The sequence below is a fragment of the Sphingomonas larreae genome (assembly GCF_051400595.1).
Taxonomy (GTDB): Bacteria; Pseudomonadota; Alphaproteobacteria; order Sphingomonadales; family Sphingomonadaceae; genus Sphingomonas.
Map to the genome: position 1 here is coordinate 406,833 of NZ_JBLFFI010000002.1, position 23,392 is coordinate 430,224.

At 69.0% G+C, this 23,392-nt stretch carries 25 protein-coding genes; 8 read left to right on the top strand and 17 right to left on the bottom strand.

Annotated features, from left to right (window positions below; translation table 11 throughout):
* Positions 1–63 precede the first annotated feature (63 nt).
* The 5 genes from ACMGDM_RS10065 to ACMGDM_RS10085 all read right to left on the bottom strand — a co-directional run bounded on the left by ACMGDM_RS10065 (position 64) and on the right by ACMGDM_RS10085 (position 5,708).
* Positions 64–846, bottom strand: coding sequence for an SDR family oxidoreductase (locus tag ACMGDM_RS10065; protein WP_436803997.1), 783 nt, complete (start codon positions 844–846; stop codon positions 64–66).
* A 154-nt stretch (positions 847–1,000) separates the two neighbouring features.
* Positions 1,001–2,431: a cysteine--tRNA ligase gene (gene cysS / locus ACMGDM_RS10070; RefSeq protein WP_436803998.1), complete on the bottom strand. Its 1,431-nt coding sequence runs from the start codon at positions 2,429–2,431 to the stop codon at positions 1,001–1,003.
* Positions 2,432–2,482: 51 nt separating this feature from the next.
* Positions 2,483–3,379, bottom strand: coding sequence for a dioxygenase family protein (locus tag ACMGDM_RS10075; RefSeq protein WP_436803999.1), 897 nt, complete (start codon positions 3,377–3,379; stop codon positions 2,483–2,485).
* Between the two features lie 219 nt (positions 3,380–3,598).
* The gene (locus tag ACMGDM_RS10080) at positions 3,599–4,936 is read right to left on the bottom strand and encodes a sensor histidine kinase (RefSeq protein WP_436804000.1); all 1,338 of its coding nucleotides are present in this window, start codon (positions 4,934–4,936) and stop codon (positions 3,599–3,601) included.
* A 10-nt stretch (positions 4,937–4,946) separates the two neighbouring features.
* The gene (locus ACMGDM_RS10085) at positions 4,947–5,708 is read right to left on the bottom strand and encodes a response regulator (RefSeq protein WP_436804001.1); all 762 of its coding nucleotides are present in this window, start codon (positions 5,706–5,708) and stop codon (positions 4,947–4,949) included.
* A 138-nt stretch (positions 5,709–5,846) separates the two neighbouring features.
* Between ACMGDM_RS10085 and ACMGDM_RS10090 the strand changes: the two genes are divergently transcribed.
* The 3 genes from ACMGDM_RS10090 (at position 5,847) to ACMGDM_RS10100 (ending at position 7,657) form a co-directional block, all read left to right on the top strand.
* Entirely contained in the window at positions 5,847–6,674 is an 828-nt protein-coding gene (locus tag ACMGDM_RS10090) for a carbon-nitrogen hydrolase family protein (RefSeq protein WP_436804002.1), read from the top strand.
* Positions 6,675–6,788: 114 nt separating this feature from the next.
* Entirely contained in the window at positions 6,789–6,995 is a 207-nt protein-coding gene (gene rpsU / locus ACMGDM_RS10095) for a 30S ribosomal protein S21 (RefSeq protein ID WP_007404630.1), read from the top strand.
* Positions 6,996–7,105: 110 nt separating this feature from the next.
* Positions 7,106–7,657, top strand: coding sequence for an FKBP-type peptidyl-prolyl cis-trans isomerase (locus tag ACMGDM_RS10100; RefSeq protein WP_436804003.1), 552 nt, complete (start codon positions 7,106–7,108; stop codon positions 7,655–7,657).
* A 424-nt stretch (positions 7,658–8,081) separates the two neighbouring features.
* Here ACMGDM_RS10100 and ACMGDM_RS10105 read toward each other — a convergent pair whose 3' ends face one another.
* On the bottom strand, positions 8,082–8,327 hold the full coding sequence (locus ACMGDM_RS10105) for a hypothetical protein (RefSeq protein WP_436804004.1): 246 nt from the start codon (positions 8,325–8,327) through the stop codon (positions 8,082–8,084).
* Positions 8,328–8,435: 108 nt separating this feature from the next.
* Complete coding sequence (locus ACMGDM_RS10110) at positions 8,436–9,194, bottom strand: metallophosphoesterase family protein (protein WP_436804005.1); 759 nt, start codon at positions 9,192–9,194, stop codon at positions 8,436–8,438.
* Between the two features lie 201 nt (positions 9,195–9,395).
* Between ACMGDM_RS10110 and galU the strand changes: the two genes are divergently transcribed.
* Positions 9,396–10,265 (top strand): UTP--glucose-1-phosphate uridylyltransferase GalU, encoded by an 870-nt coding sequence (galU, locus tag ACMGDM_RS10115; RefSeq protein WP_436804006.1) that lies wholly within the window; start codon positions 9,396–9,398, stop codon positions 10,263–10,265.
* A gap of 99 nt (positions 10,266–10,364) precedes the next feature.
* On the opposite strand, the gene ACMGDM_RS10120 is transcribed toward galU, so the two are convergent.
* The 7 genes from ACMGDM_RS10120 to ACMGDM_RS10150 all read right to left on the bottom strand — a co-directional run bounded on the left by ACMGDM_RS10120 (position 10,365) and on the right by ACMGDM_RS10150 (position 16,669).
* Positions 10,365–11,126, bottom strand: coding sequence for a HesA/MoeB/ThiF family protein (locus ACMGDM_RS10120; RefSeq protein ID WP_436804007.1), 762 nt, complete (start codon positions 11,124–11,126; stop codon positions 10,365–10,367).
* Complete coding sequence (locus tag ACMGDM_RS10125) at positions 11,123–11,485, bottom strand: hypothetical protein (protein WP_436804008.1); 363 nt, start codon at positions 11,483–11,485, stop codon at positions 11,123–11,125. The genes ACMGDM_RS10120 and ACMGDM_RS10125 overlap by 4 nt, the downstream gene beginning before the upstream one ends.
* Positions 11,482–11,928, bottom strand: coding sequence for a dUTP diphosphatase (gene dut, locus ACMGDM_RS10130; protein WP_436804009.1), 447 nt, complete (start codon positions 11,926–11,928; stop codon positions 11,482–11,484). Before dut ends, ACMGDM_RS10125 begins: the two co-directional genes overlap by 4 nt.
* Before the next feature lie 217 nt (positions 11,929–12,145).
* On the bottom strand, positions 12,146–13,333 hold the full coding sequence (coaBC, locus tag ACMGDM_RS10135) for a bifunctional phosphopantothenoylcysteine decarboxylase/phosphopantothenate--cysteine ligase CoaBC (protein ID WP_436804010.1): 1,188 nt from the start codon (positions 13,331–13,333) through the stop codon (positions 12,146–12,148).
* Complete coding sequence (locus ACMGDM_RS10140; protein ID WP_436804011.1) at positions 13,330–14,379, bottom strand: hypothetical protein; 1,050 nt, start codon at positions 14,377–14,379, stop codon at positions 13,330–13,332. The genes coaBC and ACMGDM_RS10140 overlap by 4 nt, the downstream gene beginning before the upstream one ends.
* Positions 14,376–15,914 carry a 2-polyprenylphenol 6-hydroxylase gene (gene ubiB / locus ACMGDM_RS10145; RefSeq protein ID WP_436804012.1) on the bottom strand — a complete coding sequence of 513 codons (1,539 nt, stop codon included), beginning with the start codon at positions 15,912–15,914 and terminating at the stop codon, positions 14,376–14,378. The genes ACMGDM_RS10140 and ubiB overlap by 4 nt, the downstream gene beginning before the upstream one ends.
* On the bottom strand, positions 15,911–16,669 hold the full coding sequence (locus ACMGDM_RS10150; RefSeq protein WP_436804013.1) for a class I SAM-dependent methyltransferase: 759 nt from the start codon (positions 16,667–16,669) through the stop codon (positions 15,911–15,913). The genes ubiB and ACMGDM_RS10150 overlap by 4 nt, the downstream gene beginning before the upstream one ends.
* A 184-nt stretch (positions 16,670–16,853) precedes the next feature.
* Between ACMGDM_RS10150 and ACMGDM_RS10155 the strand changes: the two genes are divergently transcribed.
* From ACMGDM_RS10155 to dnaA, 4 genes are all read left to right on the top strand, one after another.
* The gene (locus ACMGDM_RS10155) at positions 16,854–17,156 is read left to right on the top strand and encodes a hypothetical protein (protein WP_436804014.1); all 303 of its coding nucleotides are present in this window, start codon (positions 16,854–16,856) and stop codon (positions 17,154–17,156) included.
* Between the two features lie 126 nt (positions 17,157–17,282).
* On the top strand, positions 17,283–18,098 hold the full coding sequence (mutM, locus tag ACMGDM_RS10160) for a bifunctional DNA-formamidopyrimidine glycosylase/DNA-(apurinic or apyrimidinic site) lyase (RefSeq protein WP_436804015.1): 816 nt from the start codon (positions 17,283–17,285) through the stop codon (positions 18,096–18,098).
* A 97-nt stretch (positions 18,099–18,195) separates the two neighbouring features.
* Positions 18,196–18,459, top strand: a complete 264-nt coding sequence (gene rpsT, locus ACMGDM_RS10165) for a 30S ribosomal protein S20 (protein WP_132909366.1) — start codon at positions 18,196–18,198, stop codon at positions 18,457–18,459.
* 426 nt (positions 18,460–18,885) lie between these two features.
* Entirely contained in the window at positions 18,886–20,277 is a 1,392-nt protein-coding gene (gene dnaA / locus ACMGDM_RS10170) for a chromosomal replication initiator protein DnaA (protein ID WP_436804262.1), read from the top strand.
* Positions 20,278–20,284: 7 nt separating this feature from the next.
* On the opposite strand, the gene ACMGDM_RS10175 is transcribed toward dnaA, so the two are convergent.
* The 3 genes from ACMGDM_RS10175 to murJ all read right to left on the bottom strand — a co-directional run bounded on the left by ACMGDM_RS10175 (position 20,285) and on the right by murJ (position 23,380).
* A complete protein-coding gene (locus ACMGDM_RS10175) occupies positions 20,285–20,575 on the bottom strand; it encodes a PspC domain-containing protein (protein WP_436804016.1) in 291 nt (96 codons plus the stop codon).
* Between the two features lie 202 nt (positions 20,576–20,777).
* Positions 20,778–21,785 (bottom strand): tryptophan--tRNA ligase, encoded by a 1,008-nt coding sequence (gene trpS / locus ACMGDM_RS10180; protein ID WP_436804263.1) that lies wholly within the window; start codon positions 21,783–21,785, stop codon positions 20,778–20,780.
* A 5-nt stretch (positions 21,786–21,790) separates the two neighbouring features.
* Positions 21,791–23,380: a murein biosynthesis integral membrane protein MurJ gene (murJ, locus tag ACMGDM_RS10185; RefSeq protein WP_436804017.1), complete on the bottom strand. Its 1,590-nt coding sequence runs from the start codon at positions 23,378–23,380 to the stop codon at positions 21,791–21,793.
* Positions 23,381–23,392 lie beyond the last annotated feature (12 nt).

Below are 23,392 nucleotides of genomic sequence, written 5' to 3' on the forward strand. Positions count from 1 at the left end.
CGCGCTCTTTGAACGAATGTTGCGCGACTCGCAATGCGCCTAGATCGCCAGGACAGTTCGGCGTCACAGAATACCAGGATAGGCTCCGCCGTCGATCAAGAGGCTCTGCCCGGTGATATAGCCGGATTTGGCGGAGCAGAGGAAGGCGCAGGCCTGGCCGAACTCGTCGGGCTCGCCGAAGCGCTGCGCAGGGATGCGCTCCGCGCCGCGTCGTGCCGCCTCGGCGATGTCGATGCCCTGCGACGACGCGGCGGCGCGATGCACGCTGTCCAGGCGGCGCGTCGCGAACTGACCGGGCAACAGGAAGTTGATCGTGACATTGGCATGCGCGACCTGGCGCGCGACCCCGGCGAGAAAGCCGGTAAGCCCGGCGCGTGCGCCGCTCGACAGGTCGAGCCCGGGCAACGGCGCCTTCACCGAGGCGGAGGTGATGCAGACGATCCGGCCGAACCCGCGCTCGACCATGCCGTCGATCACGCGCTGGGTGAGCCGGATCGGCGTGACCATGTTCGCCTCGACGCCGGCGCGCAGCGCGTCGCCGTCGATCGCGCGGAAGTCGCGCAGCGGCGGGCCGCCGTTGTTGTTGACGAGGATGTCGGGGGCCCCGCCCGCGGCCTCTACCAGCGCGGCCTGGACCTGCTCATCGGCGATGTCGCCCGCCACGCTCTTAACCGTGACGCCGTGCGCCGTGCGGATGGCGGCCGCGGTGGCCTCGAGTGCCGCCGGGGCACGCCCGTTGAGCACCAGTTCGCAACCGGCCGCGGCGAGCGCCTCGGCGCAGGCCCGGCCAAGGCCCTGACTCGACGCGCAGACGATCGCGCGTCGTCCCTCGATCCCGAGCTGCATAGCTGTACCCTCCTTTGTACATCGCTGATGTCTTCGCCTGACCAGCTGTCGCGCGGCGAAGGCCCGGCGCGGCCGGAACGGCGGTAGCGACCCTGACCTGCGTACCCGACTGGACCCCGGCTTCTGCCGGGGAGCAAGGCCGAGCCGGAGCCGATTAGATCGCGATCTTCCAGTCCCAGCCCAGCGGGTCACCGTCCATCACCTCCACGCCCTCGGCGGCGAGTGCGTCGCGGATCGCATCCGATCGCGCGAAGTCCTTCTCCGCCCGCGCCGCACGGCGCTCGTCCAGCGCGGCGACGATGTCGCGCTCGTCGATCGTGGCAGCGGCAGGGCGGACACGCAGCGCCTCGCGCGTCAGCGTCGACAGATCGAGCCCGAGCAGATCGTCCATCTCGGCGAGCAGCGCCAGCCGGTCCGCCGCGGGGAGACGCTTGTCCGCCAGCAGTGCGTCGAGCAGGGGCAGGGCGCGAGGCGTGTTGAGATCGTCGCTCAACGCGGCATCGATCTGGTCGCGGTAGATCGATGGCGTTCCCTTGGCGACGCCGGGTTCACGCGCGCGCAATGCCACCACCGCATGTACCCACCGCTTGAGCCGCACCTGCGCGGCAGCGAGACCCTCCCATGAAAAGTCGAGCTCGCTGCGATAGTGCGCCTGAAGGCACATCAGGCGATAGGCGAGCGGATGAAAGCCGCGCTCCACCAGGCGGTCGAGCGTCATGAACTCGCCCGACGACTTGCTCATCTTTCCGCCGCGATCGACGACGAAATTGTTGTGCATCCAAATCTGCGCGCCGGTGTCGGCGCACTCGCAATATGCCTGGTTCTGCGCAATTTCGTTCGGGTGGTGGATCTCGCGGTGATCGATCCCGCCGGTATGGATGTCGAACGCGGCGCCGAGATAGCGCCGGCTCATTACCGAGCATTCGAGGTGCCAGCCGGGCGCGCCGCGGCCCCAGGGCGAGTCCCACTCCATCTGGCGCGTCTCGCCCGGCGGTGTGGTGCGCCAGATCGCGAAGTCCTGCGGGTGGCGCTTGCCTTCCACCGCCTCGATGCGCGCGTGCGCGGCATCGTCCTGCCCGCCCGCGAGCCGGCCGTAATCGGGCACCGTGCTGGTGTCGAAATAGAGGCCGTCAGCGAGCTGATAGCAGTGGCGCGGCGCGATCTTCTCGCCCCAGGCGATCATCTCGGCGACGTGATCGGTGGCGCGCGGCAGATGCGTCGGCCGCAGGATGTTGAGCTCGGCGAGATTGCGCTCGAACGCCTCGGTATAATGTTGCGCCACGGCCCAGATGTCCCGTCCCGATGCGCGTGCGGCCGCCTCCATCTTGTCGTCGCCCGCATCCGCGTCCGACGTAAGGTGGCCGACGTCGGTGATGTTGATCACATGGGTGAGCGGCCAGCCCTTGGCGCGGATCACGCGCGCGAGCGTGTCGGTGAAGACATAGGCGCGCAGGTTGCCGATGTGCGCATAGTGATAAACCGTCGGGCCGCACGAATAGACGCGCACATGCTCGGGATCGAGCGGGCGGAAAATCTCCGCCTGTCGGGTCAGGCTATTATAGAGGGTGAGAGGCGCGCCGGTCATGACGCGCCTCTTAGCCAGCGGCATGCCTCCCGCCAACCGTGACGCTCGATGCTAGCGCGCGATCCCGATCACCGCCGTGGCGGTGAAGCCAGCGGTCGGCGTGCCGCTGAAGCTGGGGGTCATTTGCGCGTTCTGCGCCGCGGTGTTGTCGCCGAAGACATTGTCGCTGGAGAGTGCGACCCGTCTGAAGTTGGACGCACTCGACGGGTAGGTGGCGCTGTCGGCGTAAACGATCGAACAGGTCGAACTGGGCAGTGCCAGCTGCGAGGTCAGTATCGCGTACCGGCCACCCAAGGCGTTCGCCAGGCTGGAGAACACTTCGAAGTGGATGTGCGGCCAGCGACCGTCGTAGCAGCCCGGGAAGATCGTGATGAAGGTAACCTGGCCGTTGGCATCGGTGACCTGGACCCCGCGCAAGTAGCTTTCCGCGGGTACGGTGTAGAGCGAGTAGAGGCCCTGGCGGTCGCAATGCCACAGGTAAAGGGCATAGCCCGCAAGCGGCGCGCAGGCTTGATTGACGTCCACCAAGGTCAGCGTAAGCGTCACCGGTACGCCGGTCGCGATCGTCGTCGTGCCGAGGAAGCTCGCGCGAACGTCGCCGCGCACGATCCCTGCGGCGGTGAGCACGTTCGCGGTGGAGCCGCTCGACAAATTGGTGCCGTCGGCGGGGTAGGGGCCGCCGGTTTCGCTGGCATCGAGCACGCAGGTCGCCGTGCCGCTGTCATTCGTGGCGGTAGGACTAGGGGTCGGCGAGGGCGTGGGGGTGGGGCTGGCGCTCGCCGTGTCAGAAGCAGCGTCGCCCGAGCCGCTGCCGCAGCCGGCCACCAGCGCCAGCGTCCCCGCGCCGGCAAACCATCGCAGCGCGTGTCGGCGCTCGATGGTTCGCTTCATCATCCGCAGGTCGTGCGCGAGGCCGAGGTCGTGATTGTGTTGGTCATGGTCGTGCATCGGGGTCCCTTTCACCGCCGGGTCCCGCGCCGCGCCGTGTCATCCCCCGAGCGTCGATAGGCGATCCGCTACGGGTGGCCAGTCGCCGACGACGCAGGTCCCTCGGAGACGCTTCGGGTGACGAGGAGAAAGCGGCGCGGGACCCGCGCTGTCCCGCTCTTCTGCTGCCCCCACCGCATGCGGCGATGTCGTCGTCCGACCGCGACGTTGCGGATTGTGTCAGCGAGCGAGCGGCAGGGAGACGGTCGCCACCGCGCCTGGGGCGTCTTCGCAGTTGGCGAGCGTGGCGGTGCCACCGTGGCGGGTCGCGATCGAGCGGACGATTGCCAGTCCCAGCCCAGTGCCGCCGGTCGAGCGATTGCGCGACGGGTCGCCGCGGACGAATGGCTCGAACAGGCGCTCGGCCTGCCCCGGATCGATCCCCGGGCCGCGGTCCGCAATCGTCACGAGCACGCTGCTCTCGGCGATCTGCCACGCCACTTCGGCGTGATCGCCATAGCGCAGCGCATTGTCGATGAGATTGGTGAAGAGGCGGCGCAGTCCGCTGGGATCGCCGCTCACCACCGCACGCGGCCCCGCCGCCACCGACACCGCCGCGCCGCCCACCGCCATGTCCTCGGCCAGACTGTCGAGCAGGCTCGACAGCTCGACCAGCGTCTCCTCGCGCCGACCGACATCGTGGCGGGCGAAACGCAGCGTCTCCGCGATCATCGCGCGCATCTCGTCGATGTCGGCGACGGCGCGGTCACGCGCGGCCTCGGGCAATTGTTCGACCCAGAAGGCGAGCCGCGACAAGGGTGTGCCCAGATCGTGCGCGATCGCGGCGAGCATGGCGGTGCGCGACTCGGCATGGCCGGCGAGGCGCGCGTGCATGGTCGAGACAGCGTGCGCCAATTCCCGCACCTCACGCCCGCCACCCGTCAGGGTCGGCAGCGGTGCGCCCGTGCCGGCGCGGTCGGCCGCGGCGGCGAGCCGCGCCAATGGCCGCGAGATCGCGCGCGCGAGCATCCAGGCGGGGATCGACAGCGCCAGGATCGCCACCAGCATCGCGATCAGCGTGTTGACGTGCCAGCGCGTAAACAGCGGCAGGCGCGGGCTGCGCACCACGCGCCAGCCCTGCGGTACGTGCCACGCGACCGTAAACGAACCGAACAGCTCGCGCCCGCCACCGCGCGGGCTCAGCTCGGTAAAGGCAAGCACCGAGTGCGGATCGGCGTGGAGCAATGCGGCGATGCGCGACTGAGTCAGCGGATCGGGCTTCTCGCGCCAGCGCGGCGTCGGCGCGGTGGCGCTTGCGGCGGTCACGAGCGGCTCGATGCGCCACTCGCGCAGCCCGCCGCGGCGCAGGATGAAGCGGCGGAACTCAGGCGGGAGCGGAGGCGGCGGCAGCCCGCGCAACGCCGCGGTGATCGCCTCGAGCGGTCGCGGCGGCATGCGCGGCGGCGGCCCGCTGAACGTGACGAAGAAGAGGATCGCGGTGGCGGCGATCACCGAGGCGATCACCAGCGCGAAGATCGGCTGCGTGATCGAGCGCGCGCGGCGGGTGGAGCGCGTCATTGCCGGCGCCTCAGCGCCGCTCGACGTCGCTGGTGAACATATAGCCCTCGTTGCGCACCGTGCGGATCAGCTCGTCACCGCCGCTCGCCTCGTCACGCGTCAGCTTGCGGCGCAGCCGGCTGACCTGAACGTCGATGGCGCGATCGAAATGCTCGGCGTTCATCCCGCGCGACAGGTCGAGCAGCTGATCGCGCGTCAGGACGCGGCGCGGGTGTTCGGCGAAGGCGAGCAGGAGGCGGAACTCGCCGTCCGACAGGTTGATCACGATCTGGTCGGGATCGAACAGCTGGCGGCCGACCGGGTCGAGCCGCCAGCCCGCGAAGCGCAGATAGGGGCGACCTGTCGCCGCCGGCGCGCTGGCGGCGGCTTGGCGGCGCAGTACCGAGCGGATCCGCGCGAGCAATTCGCGGGGGTTCGCCGGCTTGGCGACATAGTCATCCGCCCCCATCTCGAGCCCGACGATCCGGTCGACCTCCTCGCTGATCACCGACATGATGATCACTGCCGGGCTAGTGGAGCGGTCGAGCGAGCGCAGGATCGACAGCCCGTCCTCGCCCGGCATCATCACGTCCAGGACGATCAGTGCGTAGCGCTCCTGCTCGAGGCGCGCGCGCATCTCCGTGCCGTCGGCGGCGACATCGACGACAAAACCGTGGCTCACGAGAAAGGCGGCGGTCAACTCGCGGATGCCGGGATCGTCGTCGACGATGAGGATGCGGGTGGCGAGGTCCACGGCGGGGTCCGGAGCGAAAGCGAGCAGGGCGTCGGGCATGTCCACCCGACTGGCGACCACGCGTATCGCGCGGATGACGGCCCTGCAACAAAGCGCTTTCCCGCTTCGCTTGTGGCAGCGGTGCAACACTTGCGCGACAATGGACGTTGCCGCTGGAGAACGCGCGAGGAGTCAGGTTTGAGCAGGATCGCCATTATCCAGACCAGCAGCGGGATCGATCCTGCGCGCAATGCCGCGGCGCTGGCTGTCGCAATCGGGGAGGCCGGGGCGGGCGGCGCGACGATGGTGTTCACCCCCGAGATGTCGGGCGTGCTCGACCGTGACCGTGCGCGCGCGGCGCAGACGATCGTGCGCGAGGGCGAGGATAAGGTGCTGGTGGCGGTGCGCGAGGCGGCGGCGCGCGCTGGCGTGTGGGTGCAACTCGGCTCGCTGGCACTGCGTCGTCACGACGGGCGTTACGCCAACCGGAGCTTCGTGATCGATTCCGACGGCAATATTCGCGCGCGCTACGACAAGATGCACCTATTCGACGTCGATCTGCCCAGCGGCGAGAGCTGGCGCGAGTCGGCGGCCTATGCGCCCGGTGACCGCCCCGTGCTGGCGATGACACCGCTCGGGCGGATGGGACTGTCGATCTGCTATGACATGCGCTTCCCCGACCTGTACCGCGCGCTGTCGGACGAGGGCGCTACCGTGCTGAGCGTTCCCGCCTCGTTCACGCGACCGACCGGCGCGGCGCATTGGCACGTGCTGCTGCGTGCCCGCGCGATCGAGGCCGCCTGCTATGTCGTCGCCGCGGCGCAGAGCGGGGTGCATGAGGACGGACGCGCCACCTATGGCCACTCGCTGGTGGTCGATCCCTGGGGCGAGGTGCTGCTCGACATGGGTGAGGCGCCCGGGATCGGCTATGCCGGGATCGATCCCGCGCGGCAGCGCGAGGTGCGCGCGCGCGTGCCGGCATTGCAGCACCGCCGCGTCATCCCCGCTCCGATGGTGATCGGTTGAATCGCCGGCGCCGCGGTGCTTGCGAGGCCGGTTGCATGCTGCTAGAGGCGGTGTGTTCGGCGCGGGCCCCGTCCGCTGCCGCTTTAGCCGTTTGATCCGGAGTTTATCGGTTTTATGCAGATCATCGTTCGCGACAATAACGTCGACCAGGCCCTTCGCGCGCTCAAGAAGAAGCTGCAGCGCGAGGGTGTGTATCGCGAGATGAAGCTGCGTCGTCACTACGAGAAGCCCTCGGAGAAGCGGGCGCGTGAGCGCGCCGCCGCGGTTCGCCGCGCGCGCAAGCTGGAGCGCAAGCGCGCCGAGCGCGACGGCGCCCGGTAAGTGGCACCGCCCCGCGCATCGCGCGCGGGGTAAGCGCCGCGCTGAGGCGCGGCGCCTGCTGCTCGAAGTGATGGCCGCCGGTGGCGGCGCAACAAGGGGCTCTTGAGCCGATGTCGACCGTCACTGCCGTCCCGCTTCAGCCGGTCAAGCGCGCTTATGTGCTGTGGCTGATCGCTGGCCTGCTGATCGCGCTGGTGGTCGGCATCGCACTGGCGCGCGCGGGTGACACCGGGATCGTGACGACCTCTTCCGGCCTGCGCTACAAGGTGATCAAGGCCGGTGACTCCAAGGGCGCGAGCCCGACCAATGCCGATGTGTCGCTGGTGAACTACGAGGGCCGGCTGCTCGACGGCACGGTCTTCGACAAGTCGCAGCAGCCGACCCCGCTGCCGGTCTCGGGCGTGGTGCCGGGCTTCTCCGAAGGGCTGAAGCTGATGCACAAGGGCGCCAAGTACCGGTTCTGGATCAAGCCGGAGCTCGGCTATGGCGAGCGCGCCGCGGGGCCGATCCCGCCCAACTCGACCCTGGTGTTCGATGTCGAGCTACAGGACTTCATCTCTGAGGCGACGCTGCGCCAGCTGCAGATGCAGCAGCAGATGATGGGCGGGATGCCGGGTGGCGGCATGCCGGGGATGCCGGGCGCCGCGCCGGGCGGGCGCTGACGCCTCTCGGACGAATCCGATCGATGATGCAGAGGGCGGCCGGAAGGTCGCCCTTTCTCGTTGGGTCGGTGGTCCGGAACGGAATTGGTGTGACCTGCCGGCCGTCAGTCTGGTCTGAGCCGCGGTGACTTGACGCCGCCTGCGCCATTATGCCGACATGAGCCGGCGTCGCCATGCACCTAGGGCCGAGCTGTTGAATCAGATGGTGATCACGGACGTGCGGCTCGACCGGGCGTGTGCCGGCCACGGAGATCTCCAAGGGGGGGGGGCTGACCATGGATGTTCGACGTGGAGGAGCGCCGGGCTTCGCGCTCCTCGTCCTGCGTTCTCGGCACGGGGCGTCAGCAGGGCAAGGCGTCGATCCGGAGCAAAAAAATAGCGGCCCGAAGGCCGCTATTCCCACTCCCAAAGGAGTTCGATCAGCTTAGTTGCTGTCCGAGTCGTCGTCCTCGCTGGCCACCACGACGATGCCCGCGACCACCGCCGCAGCCGCCAGAACCGCGACGATCACGCCGCCACCGGCGACCTCGTTCTTGTTGGCCGACACCGAGCCGGCGCGCGCCGACTTGGCAACCGACAGGCTCGCCGCCGGGTTGGCCGGAGCCGCAACCGCCGGAGCAACCGCCATCGTGGCGGCGGCAGCAGCGAGCATGTACTTAGCAAGACGCATGTCAAACTCCCTTTGCATTCGACCATCTGCCTTACCGAGGCAGTGGCGAAATGCAAGGGGTGGACGTACGATTAATGATCCATTCTTGGCGAAGTCGCCGCGATCGTGTCAGGTCTGCAACACCCAGCTCTCGCGACCTTCGATGCCGAGCGCGGTGAGCCGTCCGCTGGCATAAGCGCCGGTATCGATGCCGATCCGGTTGGACTGACGGTCAACATCCTCGGTGATCGTATGACCGTGGACGATCATCTTGGAGTGCGGTCGCCGATAATCGAGGAAGCTGCCGCGGATCCAGCGCAGGTCGGCGGGCAGCTGATCCTCCAATGTCACCTCCGGCCGGATGCCGGCATGGACGAAGGCATAATCGCCCGAGACCACGAGATCTTCGAAGCCGTCGAGGAAGTCGCGGTGCGCCGCCGGGATGAGCGTGGGCAGCAGATCCGACAGCTCAGCAAAGTCGAGCCGATCATAATCGTCGCGCGAAAGGCCGTAGCTCATCAACGTCTCGCGACCTCCCACGCGGCAGAACAGCCGCAGCGCCTCGACGTCGCCATCGATCGCGCGCAGAAACACTTCCTCGTGGTTGCCCTTCAGGAAGCGCGTTTGCGGGCGCTCCTGCGACAGCGCGAGCAGCCGCGCTACGACGGCGGCCGAACTTGGGCCGCGGTCGATCAGGTCGCCGAGAAACACGAGGCTGGTGCGTGCCGGCGCGCGCGCCGCATCATCCGCCTCGATCAGGGCGAGCAGCCGCTCCAGCTCGTCGTCACAGCCATGGACGTCGCCGATCGCATATAGCCGTACGCCCGGCGCAGCGGAGTGGCTCGCGGCGGGTGCTGATCGGGACGGGCGGAAGAGTTTGGCGAGCATGGTGGTGGAAGCGTACGAACCGGACAGAAGCGCGTCGCTGTAGGCGCGCCCTCGATATGGGGCAACCGCGACCCTTCGCGCCTTGCGCGCTAATTTGGTGCAGTGCAACACGAATCGCCTCGCGGCATCGTTAGGCGCGCGCTAACGGTTTGCCGCGAGACCATGTGCCCGATAGAAAGCGGGCGCCATCAGGAGGACCGAATGACCATCAAGCCCGTGCGCAAGGCTATTTTTCCCGTCGCCGGCCTGGGAACGCGCTTCCTGCCCGCGACCAAGGCGATGCCGAAGGAGATGTTGACGGTCGTTGACAAGCCGCTGATCCAATATGCCGTCGAGGAAGCGCTCGAGGCCGGCATCGAGCAGCTCATCTTCGTCACCGGGCGCGGCAAGGGCGCGCTGGAAGATCATTTCGACGTGTCGTTCGAGCTCGAGACGACGATGCGCGCGCGCGGCAAGAGCCTGGCAGTCATCGAGCACATCCGCCAGCAGCCGGGCTCGCCGGTCTATGTCCGCCAGCAGGAGCCGCTCGGGCTGGGTCACGCGGTGTGGTGCGCGCGCGAGATCGTCGGCGACGAGCCTTTTGCGGTGCTGCTGCCCGACGAGCTGATGGTCGGCTCGCCCAACTTCCTGAAGCAGATGGTCGACGCCTACCAGCAGGTCGGCGGCAATGTCATCGGCGCGCTCGAGGTCGCGCCGGAGGAGACCAACAAATATGGCATCATCTCGCCGGGGCAGCGTGACGGCGCGCTGACCGAGGTGACGGCATTGGTGGAGAAGCCCGCTTCAGGATCGGCTCCGTCCAACCTGATGATCCCGGGCCGATACATCCTCCAGCCCGAGGTGATGCAGATCCTCGACGCCAAGGAGACGGGTGCGGGCGGCGAAATCCAGCTGACCGACGCCATGGCCAAGCTGATCGGCAACCAGCCGTTCCACGGCTTCACCTTCAACGGGGAGCGCTTCGACTGCGGCGACAAGACCGGCTTCATCATGGCCAATCTCGCGCTGGCGCTGGCGCGCGACGATATCGGCCCCGCGGTGCGCGCCTTCGCGCAGCAGCGCCTCGGGTAAGCGGCGCGCCGGGGCTCGACCGTTGGTGCGAGCCCCGGTGACTCCGTTGCGTCCGCGCGCCGCACGTCCGGACCGCGGAGGCGCGACCGGTGTCGGCGATCAGTGCTCCGCGCTTCCGCAGGCCGGGCAGCCCGGGTCTTTCGGAAGCGCTAGCGTGCGGAAGCGGAGCGCGAGCAGGTCGATGAGCACCAGCTTGCCCGCGCTGTCGTCGCCGAACGGCGCGACCTGCCGGATCACTTCGAGCGCGGCGAGGCTGCCGACGATGCCGGTGACGGGGCCGAGCACGCCTTCCTCCGCGCAGGTGAGGCCATCGCGTTGCGGCGATCCGCCGACGAAGCAGCGATAACAGGGACGATCGAGCTCCCAACCACGGAATACGCCGAGCTGTCCCTCGAACCGTCCCACCGCGGCGGAGACGAGCGGTATGCGCAGCGCGAGCGCAGTATCCGCAACGGTCAGACGGGTGTCGAAATTGTCGCTGCCGTCGATCACCGCGTCGGCGCCGTCGAGCAGCGCGGCGGCATTGTCGCGTCCGATCCGGGCGACGTGCGGCGTCAGCGCGACATGCGGGTTGAGGCGCTCCACCGCCATCGCCGCCGCCTCTGCCTTGGCGTGGCCCAGATCGGCGGTGGTGTAGAGCGTCTGGCGCTGCAGGTTGCTCGCGTCCACGCGGTCGTCGTCGATCACGTCAAGGCGCCCGACTCCCGCGGCGCCGAGATAATGCAACACGGGCGAGCCGATCCCGCCTGCGCCGATCACGACCACGCGCGCCCGGCGCAGCCGCAATTGTCCGGCGCCCCCGATCTCGGGCAGTACGATATGCCGCGCGTAGCGCGCGAGTTCGTCAGCGTTGAGCGTCACGGCCAATCGAATCCGATCGTAATCCGATACCAGCCCGCCGCGGGAACGTCGGCGACGTTGCCGCGCACCGCGCGGAGCGTCAGCCCGGAGGCATATTGCTCCACCGTCGGGCAATCGATGGCGCGCGGGACGATCCGCCGCACTTGCCCCTCACCGGTGACGAAGACGACAAAGTCGACCGTGACGTGGCGTGTGTCGGGGGTGGCACAGCGGCCGGCGCGCACCTCGTCGCGCACGAAGGCGGTCACCTGTTCGTTCGGTTCCCAGCGGTGCAGCAGCGGAAGCGGCTGCAGCGTGGTCCAGTCGGTCGGCGGAGCCAGCGGTGAGGCCTGGAGCAACAAGGCTAGCACCACGCTCACCGCCCGGTCGACCCGAACCCGCCCGTGCCGCGCGACGTCTCGTCGAGCGTCGCCACCTCGACCAGCAGCGCGGGGGTGAGCGCGGCGGGGACCAGCTGCGCGATCCGCTCGCCGCGTTTCACCTTGAACGGTTCGCTGCCGAGATTGGCGAGGATCACCTTCACCTCGCCGCGATAGTCGCAGTCGATCGTGCCGGGGGTGTTGAGGCAGGTAATGCCATGCTGGAGCGCGAGCCCGGAGCGCGGCCGCACCTGCACCTCATATCCGGACGGGATCGCGAGCGCGAAGCCCGTCGCCACGGCATGGCGAGCGCCAGGGGCAAGCGTGACATCTTCCGCCGCAACCACGTCCATCCCCGCCGCGCCGGTGGTGGCATAAGCGGGGAGGGGCAGATCGCCGCCATGCGGCAACCGGCGCAGCTCGATGGTGATCTGCTGATTCATCGCGACGGTCTTAGCCGATGCGGCGGGCGCGTTGAAGCGCCGGGCATCGCGTGCGCCGACGAAGGCATCGTTTCGGATGCAAGTGTTGCCAACGCCGAGGGCCGCACACGACCTTCGTGCATACAACGCATGATCAAACCGTGACCCGGCCATCGTAAGCAACAGGGAGCCGGTTCAGCCTACGGCGCCGATCGCGCCAAAGACGAAGGTGCGCGGTCTAATCTGTGAGCGCCCCCGCGATCCGCTGCGCCAGCCGGGTCGCCACGGCGTCCTTGGGCAGCCGCTCCCACGTTTCCGTGCCGGTCGCGGTGACGAGGTGGACCGCATTGGCATCACCACCCATGACATCGCCCGATACGTCGTTGGCAACGATCCAGTCGGCGCCTTTACGCGCGCGCTTGGCGGTAGCGTGCGCGACCACTTGCTCGGTCTCTGCGGCGAACCCAATCAGCAGGCGCGGTCGGCGCGGGTCGCGCCCAAGCGCCGCAAGGATGTCGGGGTTGGCGACGAGCGGCAACGGCGCGGGCGCGTCATCGCCCCTCTTCAGCTTCTGCGCGGCGGCCTGCGCCACGCGCCAGTCGGCCACAGCGGCGACCATTACTGCAACGTCGGCGGGCAGCGCGGTGTCCACCGCTGCGGCCATCTCAGCGGCGGTCTCGACATCGACTCGGTCGACCCCCGCTGGTGTCTTCAACGTCACCGGCCCCGCGACCAGTGTCACGCGGGCACCGAGCGACGCCAGCGCCCCCGCTATCGCAAAGCCCTGCTTCCCCGACGAGCGATTGGCGATGTAGCGCACCGGATCGATCGGCTCATGCGTCGGCCCGGCAGTGACGAGCGCGTGGCGACCTGTCAGCGGGCCGCTCGCCCGCGGCGCGAGCGCCTGCTCGATCCGCGTGACGATCGCGGCGGGCTCGGGCAGGCGACCGGGGCCGAACTCGCCGCACGCCATCGCGCCCTCGTCGGGCTCCATCACCGTCACCCCGTCGGCGCGGAGCTGCGCGACGTTGCGCTGGGTCGCCGGGTGGAGCCACATGCGGACGTTCATCGCCGGCGCGGCGAGCACGGGTTTGTCGGTGGCGAGCAGCAATGTGGTGGCAAGATCGTTCGCCAGCCCCGCCGCCATGCGCGCGAGCAGGTCGGCGGTGGCGGGTACCACCACCACCAGATCGGCCTCGCGGCTGAGCTGGATATGCCCCATCTCGGCCTCGTCCTTGAGATCCCAGAGATCGGTATAGACCTTGTCCTCGCTGAGCGCGGCCAGGGTCATCGCGGTGACGAAATGCGCGCCGCCTTCGGTCAGCACACAGCGCACGCGATACCCGTGGCGACGCAGTTCGCGCACCAGCTCACACGCTTTGTACGCCGCGATACCGCCCCCGACGATCAGCAGGATCCGGCTCATCGTACCACCCTGGTCACGGTGATGCGGCGGCGCCCGGGCAAGCCGCGCGCGAGATCCGCGAGCGCGTCGGGCACGAAGGTGAGCCCCGGCGCCACCAGTGCGGTAGCGAGCGTCGCCGTGTGCAGCCCGGCGATACGGCCGTCGGCGGCAAGCCCGGCGGCGAGCAGTGCCACCACACGCGGACCGATCGCGCGCGGCAACACCGCCCAGCCGAGCGCGCTGAGCAGCAGCACCGGCGCCGCCAACCCTGCCGGCACGCCGGGCAGCGCCGCGCCGAGCAGCCGCGCCATCGCGCTGGCGGACGCGGGCAGCGGCTCGGGCACGGGCTCGAGCGGCGCCGGCATCACCGCCGCGAGCGTCCACACATGACAGCCGAGCACCGCCAACGCGACCGCCAGCGCGGCGAGCCAGCCGAGCGCCTCGCGTGGCGTACCGTCGCGCAGCACCAGCAACGCCATGACGAGTGGCACGAGCAGCGCGGCTGGGTCGATCACCGCCGCAGCGCAGCCGAGCGCCGCGGCGGTACCCCAGCGGTCGGCGCGGCGCAGCAGCAGCGCATAGGCCGCGAGCAGCGCCGCCCATCCCGCATGCGGTGCCTGCTCCCACAGCAGCGCCGTGGCGGCGGTACCGGCGACGAGGAACAGTGCGGCGAGCACCTGGCCGGGCGCGCCCGCGAACAAGGCCGCGAGCCGCTGCACGCCGACCGCGACGAGGCCGGCGAGGGCGGCGCCCACCAGCAGCAGCACCGCCACATGCGGCATCGCCGCGCTGACCGCCGCGAGCGCGGGCGGCAGCGCGCGCGCGTCGGCGGCGTCGGGCGCGGTTCGCGCGAGATCGCGGAACGTGTCGTAGTAACGCCCGCCGTGCCGCATCGCCGCCACGATCGAATCTTGGAGCAGCTCCGCGACCGGCGGCGCGCTCGCATCGGTGAGCGCGCTCGCCGCGGGCAGGGCGAGCAGCAGCGCCGCGAGCCACCACCGCGCCGCGCCGCGCGCCGTCGCGGCGAGGCGCGTCGGGGCGGTCAGCAGCAGCGGCCCGCGGTTCACCACGGCGCCGCCAGCAGCATCGCGCCGACGCCCGCCGCGGCGCCGAGCGCGGCGACCAGCGCGTACCGCCACCCGCCGCCGACGCGCACCACCTGAATCTCCCTAAGCGGCGGCCGCGGCGGCGCGCCACCGGGAGCGGGGAAGCGCGCTTCGATCCGCCGCACCAGATCGGGCAGCCGCGCCAGCGTGCGGACGTCGGCGACGAGCCGGTCGGCGATCGCGGCCTCGGGCCCCAGCTCGGTGCGGATCCAGTCCTCGACCAGCGGCGCGGCGGTGACCCAGAGGTTGATGTCGGGATCGAGCGCGGTCGCCACTCCCTCCACCATCACCATCGTCTTCTGCAGCAGCAGCAAGTGCGGCTGGGTGACCATGTCGAAGTCGCGCGTGATGCCGAACAGCCCGTCGAGCATCATCCCGATCGACATGTCCTTGACCGGCAGCCCACGCATCGGTTCGCCCACCGCCCGCAGCGCGGTGGCGAACTCCTCGACGCTGTGGTGCGCGGGGACATATTGCGCCTCGCAGTGGATCTCGGCGACGCGGCGGTAATTGCCGGTGATCAGTCCGTAGAGGATCTCGGCCAGCCAGATGCGCGCGCGCCGGTCGATCCGCCCCATGATGCCGAAGTCGATCGCGGCGACGCAGTCGCCCGGCAGCGCGAACAGATTGCCCTGGTGCAGGTCGGCGTGGAAAAAGCCGTCAGCGATGGCCTGCCGCAGAAAGGCATGGACCAGCACACGCGCCAATTCGGGGAGATCATAGCCCGCCTCGATCAGCGCGGCGCGGTTCGACAGCTTGATGCCGTCGATCCACTCGATCGTCAGCACCTTGCCGGTGGTGCGCGCCCAGTCGACCGCAGGAACGACGAACTTGGGCTCGGCGGTCATACTCTCCGCCAGCTCCGATGCGGATGCCGCTTCGCGCGTGAAGTTGAGCTCACGCGCGGTCCAGCGCTTGAAGGTCTCGATTACCAGCCGCGGCTGAAGTCGCGCGATCTCGCCGCCCATCGGCTCGATCTGCGCCGCGGCCCATTCATAGGTGTCGATCGCGCGGCTGAAATCCTCCTCCACGCCGGGGCGCAGCACCTTAACCGCGACGCGTCGGCCGTCCGTGGTGATCGCGCGGTGCACCTGCGCGATCGAGGCGGAGCCGACCGGCACTTCCTCGATCTGCTGGAACAAGGTGTCGAGTGGACGGCCGAAGCTGGCGCGCATGACGTCACGTATCGCCGCAAACGGTACCGGCGGGATCGCGTCCTGGAGCCGCAGCAGGTCGGCCGCGGCCTCCTCGCCGACGAGGTCCGGACGGGTGGCGAGGGTTTGGCCGAACTTGATCGCCGCGGGCCCGAGCGCCTCGAACGCATCCGCGTACCGCGGCGTGCTCGGTACGCGCGCGCCGAAGCGCGCGAGCCGGAGCAGCCGCCGCAGCCGCGGCGGCGTATGCGGATCGCGCTCAAGCCCGCGCAGCGCGCCATGGCGTGCCAGGGTTCGCCCCCAGCTGAGCAATCGCCAGGTGTGAACGAGCGGGGTGGTCACATCTTCCAGCCGCTGTGGATCGCCACCAGCCCGCCCAGCATTGGCTCCACGCGCGTCTGCACGAAGCCGGCGTCGGCGATCATCCGCTCGAAGGCGGGCATGTCGGGGAAGCGGCGGATCGACTCGATCAGATAGCGGTAGCTGTCCGAATCACCCGCGAGCAGCTGGCCCAGCTTGGGCACCATGCGATGCGAGTAGGCGTCATACACCTCGGCGAAGCCGGGCCATTGCGTCGTGGAGAACTCGAGGCAGTAGAACCGTCCGCCGCGGCGCAGGACACGGTGCGCCTCGCGCAACGCGGCGGGGATGTCGGTGACGTTGCGGATGCCGAAGGCAATCGTATAGGCGTCGAAGAAGCGGTCGGGGAAGGTCAGCGTCTCGGCGTTCGCCTCGGTCCACACCAGCCCGTCGATGCCGCGCTGCTGCGCGCGCCGCATGCCGACCTCGAGCATCTCCGGATTGATGTCGGCGACGGTCACCGCCGCACCATGCGCGGCGAGGCGGAACGCGATGTCGCCGGTGCCGCCGGCCATGTCGAGGATCTGCTCGCCCGCGCGCGGCTTCACGCGACGCACGAAGCGATCCTTCCACAAACGGTGCATGCCGCCGGACATGGCGTCGTTCATCAGGTCGTAGCGGCTCGCCACGTTCGAGAAGACGCCGCGCACCCGCGCGGTCTTTTCGACCGGGGTGACGTCCTCATAACCGAAGGAAACCACGCGCTCGCTGGCGGCGCTGCCGGAGGTATCGCTCATGCCGGACGCTCTAGGGCGTGCGCGGGGGGGAGGGAAGGGGGCGGCGACGTAGATCGCACCGCCCGATGTCATCCGACGATACGATCTCCTGGTCGAGACCGCCGTAGAGGATAGCCACGATCGAGATCGTTGTTCCCTGCCCGCGCTATGGATGATGCCGGCATGGGTCTTAGAGTTGCGGAGCTTGATCAGCGATGTGCTTTCATTCCGCATCATCGCGCGGCTGACTGGAGTTGATCCGGCGAGCACGCGGCTGCGTCTCGACGAGGTGGACGTGCGGCCGGGGCAGGCTGGCACTCCTGTAGGTTGGGGGTGCGTGGTCGCTGCGATGGCGCCAGGGGCCGTGAGCGCCGCCCCCGATCGGGAAAGCGCCGGCAGCTGGCGCAGAGCGATCGTGCTGGGGGTGATCGGCGGGGGCATTCTGGTCTTTTGCTGGTGGCTCGGCCGGGCGCCGGGTACCGGGGCCACGTTGGTCGCCGCCAGCTGAGGTCGCGCACGTCGGTGACTGCGAGCGTCATCAAACGAGTCAGGCAATGGTCCGCGGGACGCCCGCCGGTCTCGATCTGGCGACCGCGGCCTAGCCTCGTCGTCGCCCTCCGGCTAAGCCGCCGGCATGCCCGAACTTCCCGAGGTCGAGACCACCGTGCGCGGGCTCACGCCGGTGCTGCTCGACGCCACGCTCGCGCGCGTCGAGCCGCGCCGCGGTGACCTGCGCCGGCCGTTCCCGCCCGAGCTGCGCCAGCGGCTCACCGGCGCACGAGTCACGCGGCTGGGTCGCCGCGCCAAATATGGGCTGATCGACACCGATCGCGGCGACACGCTGATCTTTCATCTCGGCATGTCGGGGCGGTGGCGCGTCGATCCTGCCGAACTGCTGGCGCACGACCATCTGCTGATCGAAACGGGAGCCGGGCGACGGCTCGCCCTCAACGATCCGCGCCGGTTCGGCTCGGTCGACCTGTGGCCCACCGCCGAGCTCGCCGGCTTTCCGGCATTCGGCGCGCTCGGCCCCGAGCCGCTGGGCGAGGCGTTCACCGCGGACTATCTGCGCGCCGCGCTGCTCGGCAAGACGACATCGATCAAGCTTGCCCTGCTCGATCAGCGCGTCGTCGCGGGGCTGGGCAACATCTACGTGTGCGAGGCGCTGTATCACGCTCGCATCAATCCGCGGCGCGCGGCAGGGAGGATCGCACGATCGCGACTGGAGCGCTTGATCGCCGCGGTGCACGAGGTGCTCGAGGCGGCGATCGCGGCGGGCGGCTCGTCGCTGCGCGATTACGCCCGGCCGGACGGCGAGCTGGGCTACTTCTCCAAGCAGTTCGCCGTCTATGGGCGCGAGGGAGAGCCATGTGGCTGCGGCGGTACGGTGCAGCGTTATGCGGCGGGCGGACGCTCTACCTTCTGGTGTCCGGCCTGTCAGCGCGGTTGACGCTGCGGTGCTCTCGCGCTATGGGCCGCGCCTTCGAGGACGACGGCGCCGCCGACCGCCCTGCTTTTCATCGATTCGAAACAATTAGAGGACGTTCATGGCGAACACGCCGCAAGCCAAGAAGCGCATCCGCCGCAACGAGCGTCGGGCCGAGGTCAATGGTAACCGCGTCGGCCGGATCCGTACCTTCGTGAAGAAGGTCGAGGCGGCGTTGGCGGCTGGCGACAAGGCCGGAGCGGCCACCGCGCTTCAGGCGGCGCAGCCTGAGATCGCGCGCGGCGTTGCCAAGGGCGTTCTCCATAAGAACACCGCGGCGCGGAAGTTCTCGCGGCTGACCAAGCGGGTCGCCGGCTTGGCCTAACGCCGACGCACTAAGTGCTTCAGAACGCCCGTCGGGTTGTACCCGGCGGGCGTTTTCGCGTGCGCGTGCGGCGCTCGCCGAAGCGGGTCGGCGCTTCTTTCCAAAAGGCTCGGAAATCCTGCGATTCGCACCCGTTACGTTTGCAGTTGCGGCGAGAAAATGCAGCAATAACAACGGGTTGTGAGAAATTTGACGCATTTGCGTGGCTGTCGGCGAGTCAACCTTCTTTATTTCGATTTTGTGTCCGCGCCCGGTCTTGATCGACTCAGCCGGCTGTTCCTAATCCTGTCGCACCGCACCGGCGATCGTTCGGCGCGGCACAGAGACACCGTCTGATAGCCGACGCGCGAGGGGCCGCGGGCAGGGGGACGTTTGACTTTGCGAATGGGACAACCGCGAACGCCTGCGTTCGCGGCAACGGGAGAGCTGTGCGTGGCGCAAGTGGCGGATCGATTGGACGGGAAGAGCGACGTGGCGCGGGCCTGGACCCGGGTGCGTGCCAACCTGCGCCAGTCCGCCGGCGCGCGGCTGTTCGACCAGTGGCTCGCGCCGATCGCTCTGGCGGATACGACCGATCCGCTGGACGTCCGGCTGACACTGCCCTCGCCCTTCATGACAAACTGGGTGCGCAGCCACTATGCCGAGCGGCTGGTGCACGAGTTCCGCGCTGTGCTGCCAGGCGTGCGCAGCGTCGAGGTGGAGACCGCGGCGCGTGCGCCCGTGGCCGCGATCCTATCGGCACCCAGCACGGGTGAGCCCGCGTCTGCCGCTGTCGAGCCGGCCACGTCCGTCGAGCAACCGACGCTCGATCCTCGGCTGACCTTCGACCGCTTCGTGGTGGACGGTTCGAATATGGTGGCGGTCAATGCGGCACGCGCGCTCGCCGAGCCTGGTCCGGTGCGGTTCAGCCCGTTGTTCCTTCACGGCGCGACGGGGCAGGGCAAGACCCATCTGATGAACGCGGTGGCGCACGCTTTCCTTGCCGCGCATCCAGGCGCGCGCGTGCTGCTGATGTCGGCCGAGCGGTTCATGTTCGAGTTCGTCGCCGCGGTGCGCGCGCGAGACACGTTCGCGTTCAAGATCAAGCTGCGCGGCCTCGATCTGCTGCTGATCGACGACCTCCAGTTCATCGCGGGCAAGGATTCCACCCAGGAGGAGTTCTTCCACACCGTCAACGAGATCATGGCGGCGGGCAAACGACTGGTGATCGCCGCAGACCGCGCGCCGCAGGCGCTGGACGGAATCGAGCCGCGCATCCTCGGCCGGCTCACCGGCGGGCTGGTGACCGACATCCGCCCCTCGTCGCTGGCGCTGCGCCGCGAGGTGCTTGAGCGCCGGGTCGCCGACATGCCTGATGTGCGCGTGCCCGCCGCAGTGCTCGATCTGCTCGCCGCGCGGATCACCACCAGCATTCGCGAGCTCGAGGGAGCGCTGACCCGTGTCACGGCCTATGCGATGCTGACCGGCGCGACGATCGACCTCGACTTCGCGACGCAGACGCTCGGCGACATGCTGCGCGGCCATCAGCGTCGCGTAACGATCGACCAAATCCAGAAGCTGGTCTCGGACCATTTCGAGCTCAAGCCGCTCGACCTGATCTCGGCGCGCCGTGCTCGCGCGATCGCCCGGCCGCGACAGATCGCGATGTACCTCGCCAAGCGGCTGACCACGCGCTCGCTGCCCGAGATCGGCCGCAAGTTCGGCGGCCGTGATCACTCCACCGTGATTCACGCGGTGAAGCGGATCGAAGCGCTGCGCGAGAGCGACCGTGAGGTGGATGGCGCAGTGCAACTACTGCTGGGCCAACTTGGCGGCTGAGCAGCGCTCACGCCGCGCGGCGCAGCGGCTCTTCCTGGCGCGCTTCGGATACGACGGGAAGCTGGGTGGGCTCGGCTTTCGGCGTAGCGCGTTTGCGGTCTGGGAAAAGCAGCCGGCTGGCGAGCACGACCATGCCCAAGGCAGCGTAGGTCGCGAGCACCGCCTCCAGGCTGAACAGCAGCGCGCCCGCGAAAGCGGCGCGAAGCCACAGCGGATTGAAGCCCAGGTCCTCACCGACGGCGGCGCAGACGCCGCAGAGGTTGTCGCGCGGGGCGGGAGGGGTAGTGGTCTCGGTCATGCGCTCTCTCGCTGTTCTGGCGGCGGTCGCCGCGCTTCAAGAGATGCTCAGCAAGAGCGATGCCAGAACGGGATTTCCGCCCTTTCAGGAGGAATTGGCGCCTGACCGCGCGGTTTTCGCGAAGGTGCCGGCCCACAGCCTCTGCCGGCCGGGAGGAGAGCGCGCCATCACTTGGTGCGGCGCGCCATCAATCCGTGGCAGCTTACGCCAACAATCCCATCGCCTGCTGCGCCGCCCGCAGCGTCGGCGCTGCCAGCGCGCGCGCCTTCTCCGCGCCTCGCTCCAGGATGGCGGCGATCGCGCCGCGGTCGTCGAGCAGGCGCACCATCTCGTCACGGATCGGTCCGAGCTTCGCTACCGCCAGGTCGGCGAGCGCCGGCTTGAACGCGCCGAAGCCCTTGCCCGCAAATTCGCTCAGCACGTCCTGCGGCGCGCGATCGGCGAGCGCGGCGAAGATCGTCAGCAGGTTGCGCGCCTCAGGCCGCCCTTCCAGCTCCTCCACGGTCTCCGGGAGCAGGTCCGGGTCGGTCTTGGCCTTGCGGAACTTGTCCGCGATCACCTCGTCAGCGTCGACCAGCTTGACGAGCGATTGTTCGGACGGGTTCGACTTGCTCATCTTCGCTAAGGCATCGCGCAGCGACATGATCCGCGGCGCCGCCGCGCTGATCAGCGGCTCGGGCAAGGTGAACAGCTCGCTGGCATAATCCGTGTTGAACTTGGTCGCGATGTCGCGCGCCAGCTCGAGATGCTGCTTCTGGTCCTCGCCGACGGGAACGTGCGTGCCATGGTAAAGCAGCACGTCCGCCGCCATCAGTACCGGATAATCGTACAGCCCCACGCTGGCGCCCTCGCGGTTCTTCCCCGCTTTGTCCTTGAATTGCGTCATGCGGTTGAGCCAGCCGACCCGGGCGACATTGTTGAGCAGCCAGCCCATCTCGCTGTGCGCGGGCACACGCGCCTGGTTGAACAGGATCGAGCGCTCGGGATCGATCCCCGCCGCCACCAGCGTGGCCGTCATCTCGATCGTGTTGGCGGTCAGCTCGGCGGGCGCGATGAACTCGGTCAGTCCGTGAAGATCGGCGATGAAATACATCGTCTCGCCGCCCTGTGCCTGGATCTGGTCCTGCATCGCCACCCATTGCTTCACCGCCCCCAGGTAATTGCCGAGGTGGAGGTTGCCGGTGGGCTTGATACCGGACACGACACGCATTTGGGTCATCGGGACGAGGCTCTGCGACGGAGGAGGGAGCGAAGGTCGGACATGCGGAACGCGCCCGTGGCGAAACAGGCGAGCACGTAGATCGCCACGCCGGCGCCGACCAGTACCGTCAAAGCGGCGCCACGCACCGCGAGGTTGCCGGTGAGATAGGGATCGACCAGCGGGGTCACCAGCAGCAGCGCGCCGCCCATCAGCAGCGCGGCGAGCGCGAGCCGCGGCACCTTGCGCCTGAGCTGCGGATCGAGCGCGAAATGGCCGCGCCGCGCCAGCACGACGTACAGCGAGACGACGTTGACCGTCGACGCCAGCGCGGTGGCAAGCGGCGGGCCGATCTGGCCGATGTTCCAATGCGCCAGCGTCGGGATCAGGATGAGGTTGCCGACGAGGTTGAGCGCGACCGAGTAGAGCGCCAGCCGCACCGGCGTGCGCGTGTCGGCGCGCGCGTAAAAGCCGGGGGTGAGCACCTTTACCAACACGTAGCTGGGCAGGCCGAGTGAGAAGGCGGCGAGCGCCTGCGCTGCGCGGACGCTGTCCCGCGCGTCGAAGGCGCCATGTTGGAACAGGCCACGGACAATCGGCTCGGCAGCGAAGACGAAGGCGGCGGTCGCGGGGAGGGTAAGGAACAAGGCGAGCTCAAGCCCGCGGTTCTGCATCTCCATCGCTTCGGCGTCGCGGCCCTCGCTGAGCAAGCGCGAGACCACCGGCAGCAGGATGGTGCCGAGTCCGATGCCAATCATGCCGAGCGGCAGCTGGTTGAGCCGGTCGGCATAATAAATCGCCGAGATCGAGCCGGCGGAGAGCAGGCCTCCGGCCAGCGCGGTGGAGATCGCGAGATTGACCTGCGCCGCGCCCGCGCCCGCGGCGGCGGGAACGATCAGCTTGAGCAGCCGCTTGACGTCATCGTCGATGCGCGGTCGGCGCATACGCAGCGACACGCCCGCCCGGCGGCACGCCCACCACAGCCAGGCGAGCTGGAGCGCGCCACCGACGGTGACCGAGATCGCCTGGACGCGCGCGGTCGCATAGGAGTCCTCGCCGTGGAAGAAGATCAGCGCGCCGACCATCGCCACGTTGAGCAGGATCGGCGCCGCGGCGTTGACCCAGAAACGGTTGAGCGAGTTGAGGATGCCGCCCAGCAGCGAGACCAGCGAGATCAGCATGAGATAGGGGATGGTGAAGCGCGACAGCATCACCGCGAAGGCGAACTGGTCGGCAGTCGGCTGTTGCCGGTCGAACCCACCAGACAGCGCCCAGGTGATCGGCCAGGCGGCCGCCAGCATCGCGGCGGTAAAGACCAGCAGCACCGGGAACAGCACCGCCAGCGCGCGCTCGGCGAAGTCGACCCCCGCCGGCGTTCCGCCGCCCTCCGCCACCTTGCGGTTGAACAGCGGGATGAATGCGGCGGAGAAAGCACCCTCGGCGAACAGGGCGCGGAACATGTTCGGAAGGCGAAAGGCGACGAAAAAGGCGTCGGACGCGAAGCCTGCGCCGACATAGCTCGCCTGCAGTGTGTCGCGCACCAACGCGAGCACGCGGCTGGCGAGCGTCAGCCCACCGACCGATCCGAGCGCTTTGGCGAGGTTCATAGCGTCAGCAGC

What these genes read in the sequence shown, in the direction of transcription:
- ACMGDM_RS10065 (WP_436803997.1), bottom strand. Translation starts at nt 846, where the DNA reads ATGCAGCTCGGGATCGAGGGACGACGCGCGATCGTCTGCGCGTCGAGT.
- cysS (WP_436803998.1), bottom strand. Translation starts at nt 2,431, where the DNA reads ATGACCGGCGCGCCTCTCACCCTCTATAATAGCCTGACCCGACAGGCG.
- ACMGDM_RS10075 (WP_436803999.1), bottom strand. Translation starts at nt 3,379, where the DNA reads ATGCACGACCATGACCAACACAATCACGACCTCGGCCTCGCGCACGAC.
- ACMGDM_RS10080 (WP_436804000.1), bottom strand. Translation starts at nt 4,936, where the DNA reads ATGACGCGCTCCACCCGCCGCGCGCGCTCGATCACGCAGCCGATCTTC.
- ACMGDM_RS10085 (WP_436804001.1), bottom strand. Translation starts at nt 5,708, where the DNA reads ATGCCCGACGCCCTGCTCGCTTTCGCTCCGGACCCCGCCGTGGACCTC.
- rpsU (WP_007404630.1), top strand. Translation starts at nt 6,789, where the DNA reads ATGCAGATCATCGTTCGCGACAATAACGTCGACCAGGCCCTTCGCGCG.
- ACMGDM_RS10100 (WP_436804003.1), top strand. Translation starts at nt 7,106, where the DNA reads ATGTCGACCGTCACTGCCGTCCCGCTTCAGCCGGTCAAGCGCGCTTAT.
- ACMGDM_RS10105 (WP_436804004.1), bottom strand. Translation starts at nt 8,327, where the DNA reads ATGCGTCTTGCTAAGTACATGCTCGCTGCTGCCGCCGCCACGATGGCG.
- ACMGDM_RS10110 (WP_436804005.1), bottom strand. Translation starts at nt 9,194, where the DNA reads ATGCTCGCCAAACTCTTCCGCCCGTCCCGATCAGCACCCGCCGCGAGC.
- galU (WP_436804006.1), top strand. Translation starts at nt 9,396, where the DNA reads ATGACCATCAAGCCCGTGCGCAAGGCTATTTTTCCCGTCGCCGGCCTG.
- dut (WP_436804009.1), bottom strand. Translation starts at nt 11,928, where the DNA reads ATGAATCAGCAGATCACCATCGAGCTGCGCCGGTTGCCGCATGGCGGC.
- coaBC (WP_436804010.1), bottom strand. Translation starts at nt 13,333, where the DNA reads ATGAGCCGGATCCTGCTGATCGTCGGGGGCGGTATCGCGGCGTACAAA.
- ACMGDM_RS10150 (WP_436804013.1), bottom strand. Translation starts at nt 16,669, where the DNA reads ATGAGCGATACCTCCGGCAGCGCCGCCAGCGAGCGCGTGGTTTCCTTC.
- mutM (WP_436804015.1), top strand. Translation starts at nt 17,283, where the DNA reads ATGCCCGAACTTCCCGAGGTCGAGACCACCGTGCGCGGGCTCACGCCG.
- rpsT (WP_132909366.1), top strand. Translation starts at nt 18,196, where the DNA reads ATGGCGAACACGCCGCAAGCCAAGAAGCGCATCCGCCGCAACGAGCGT.
- ACMGDM_RS10175 (WP_436804016.1), bottom strand. Translation starts at nt 20,575, where the DNA reads ATGACCGAGACCACTACCCCTCCCGCCCCGCGCGACAACCTCTGCGGC.
- trpS (WP_436804263.1), bottom strand. Translation starts at nt 21,785, where the DNA reads ATGCGTGTCGTGTCCGGTATCAAGCCCACCGGCAACCTCCACCTCGGC.
- murJ (WP_436804017.1), bottom strand. Translation starts at nt 23,380, where the DNA reads ATGAACCTCGCCAAAGCGCTCGGATCGGTCGGTGGGCTGACGCTCGCC.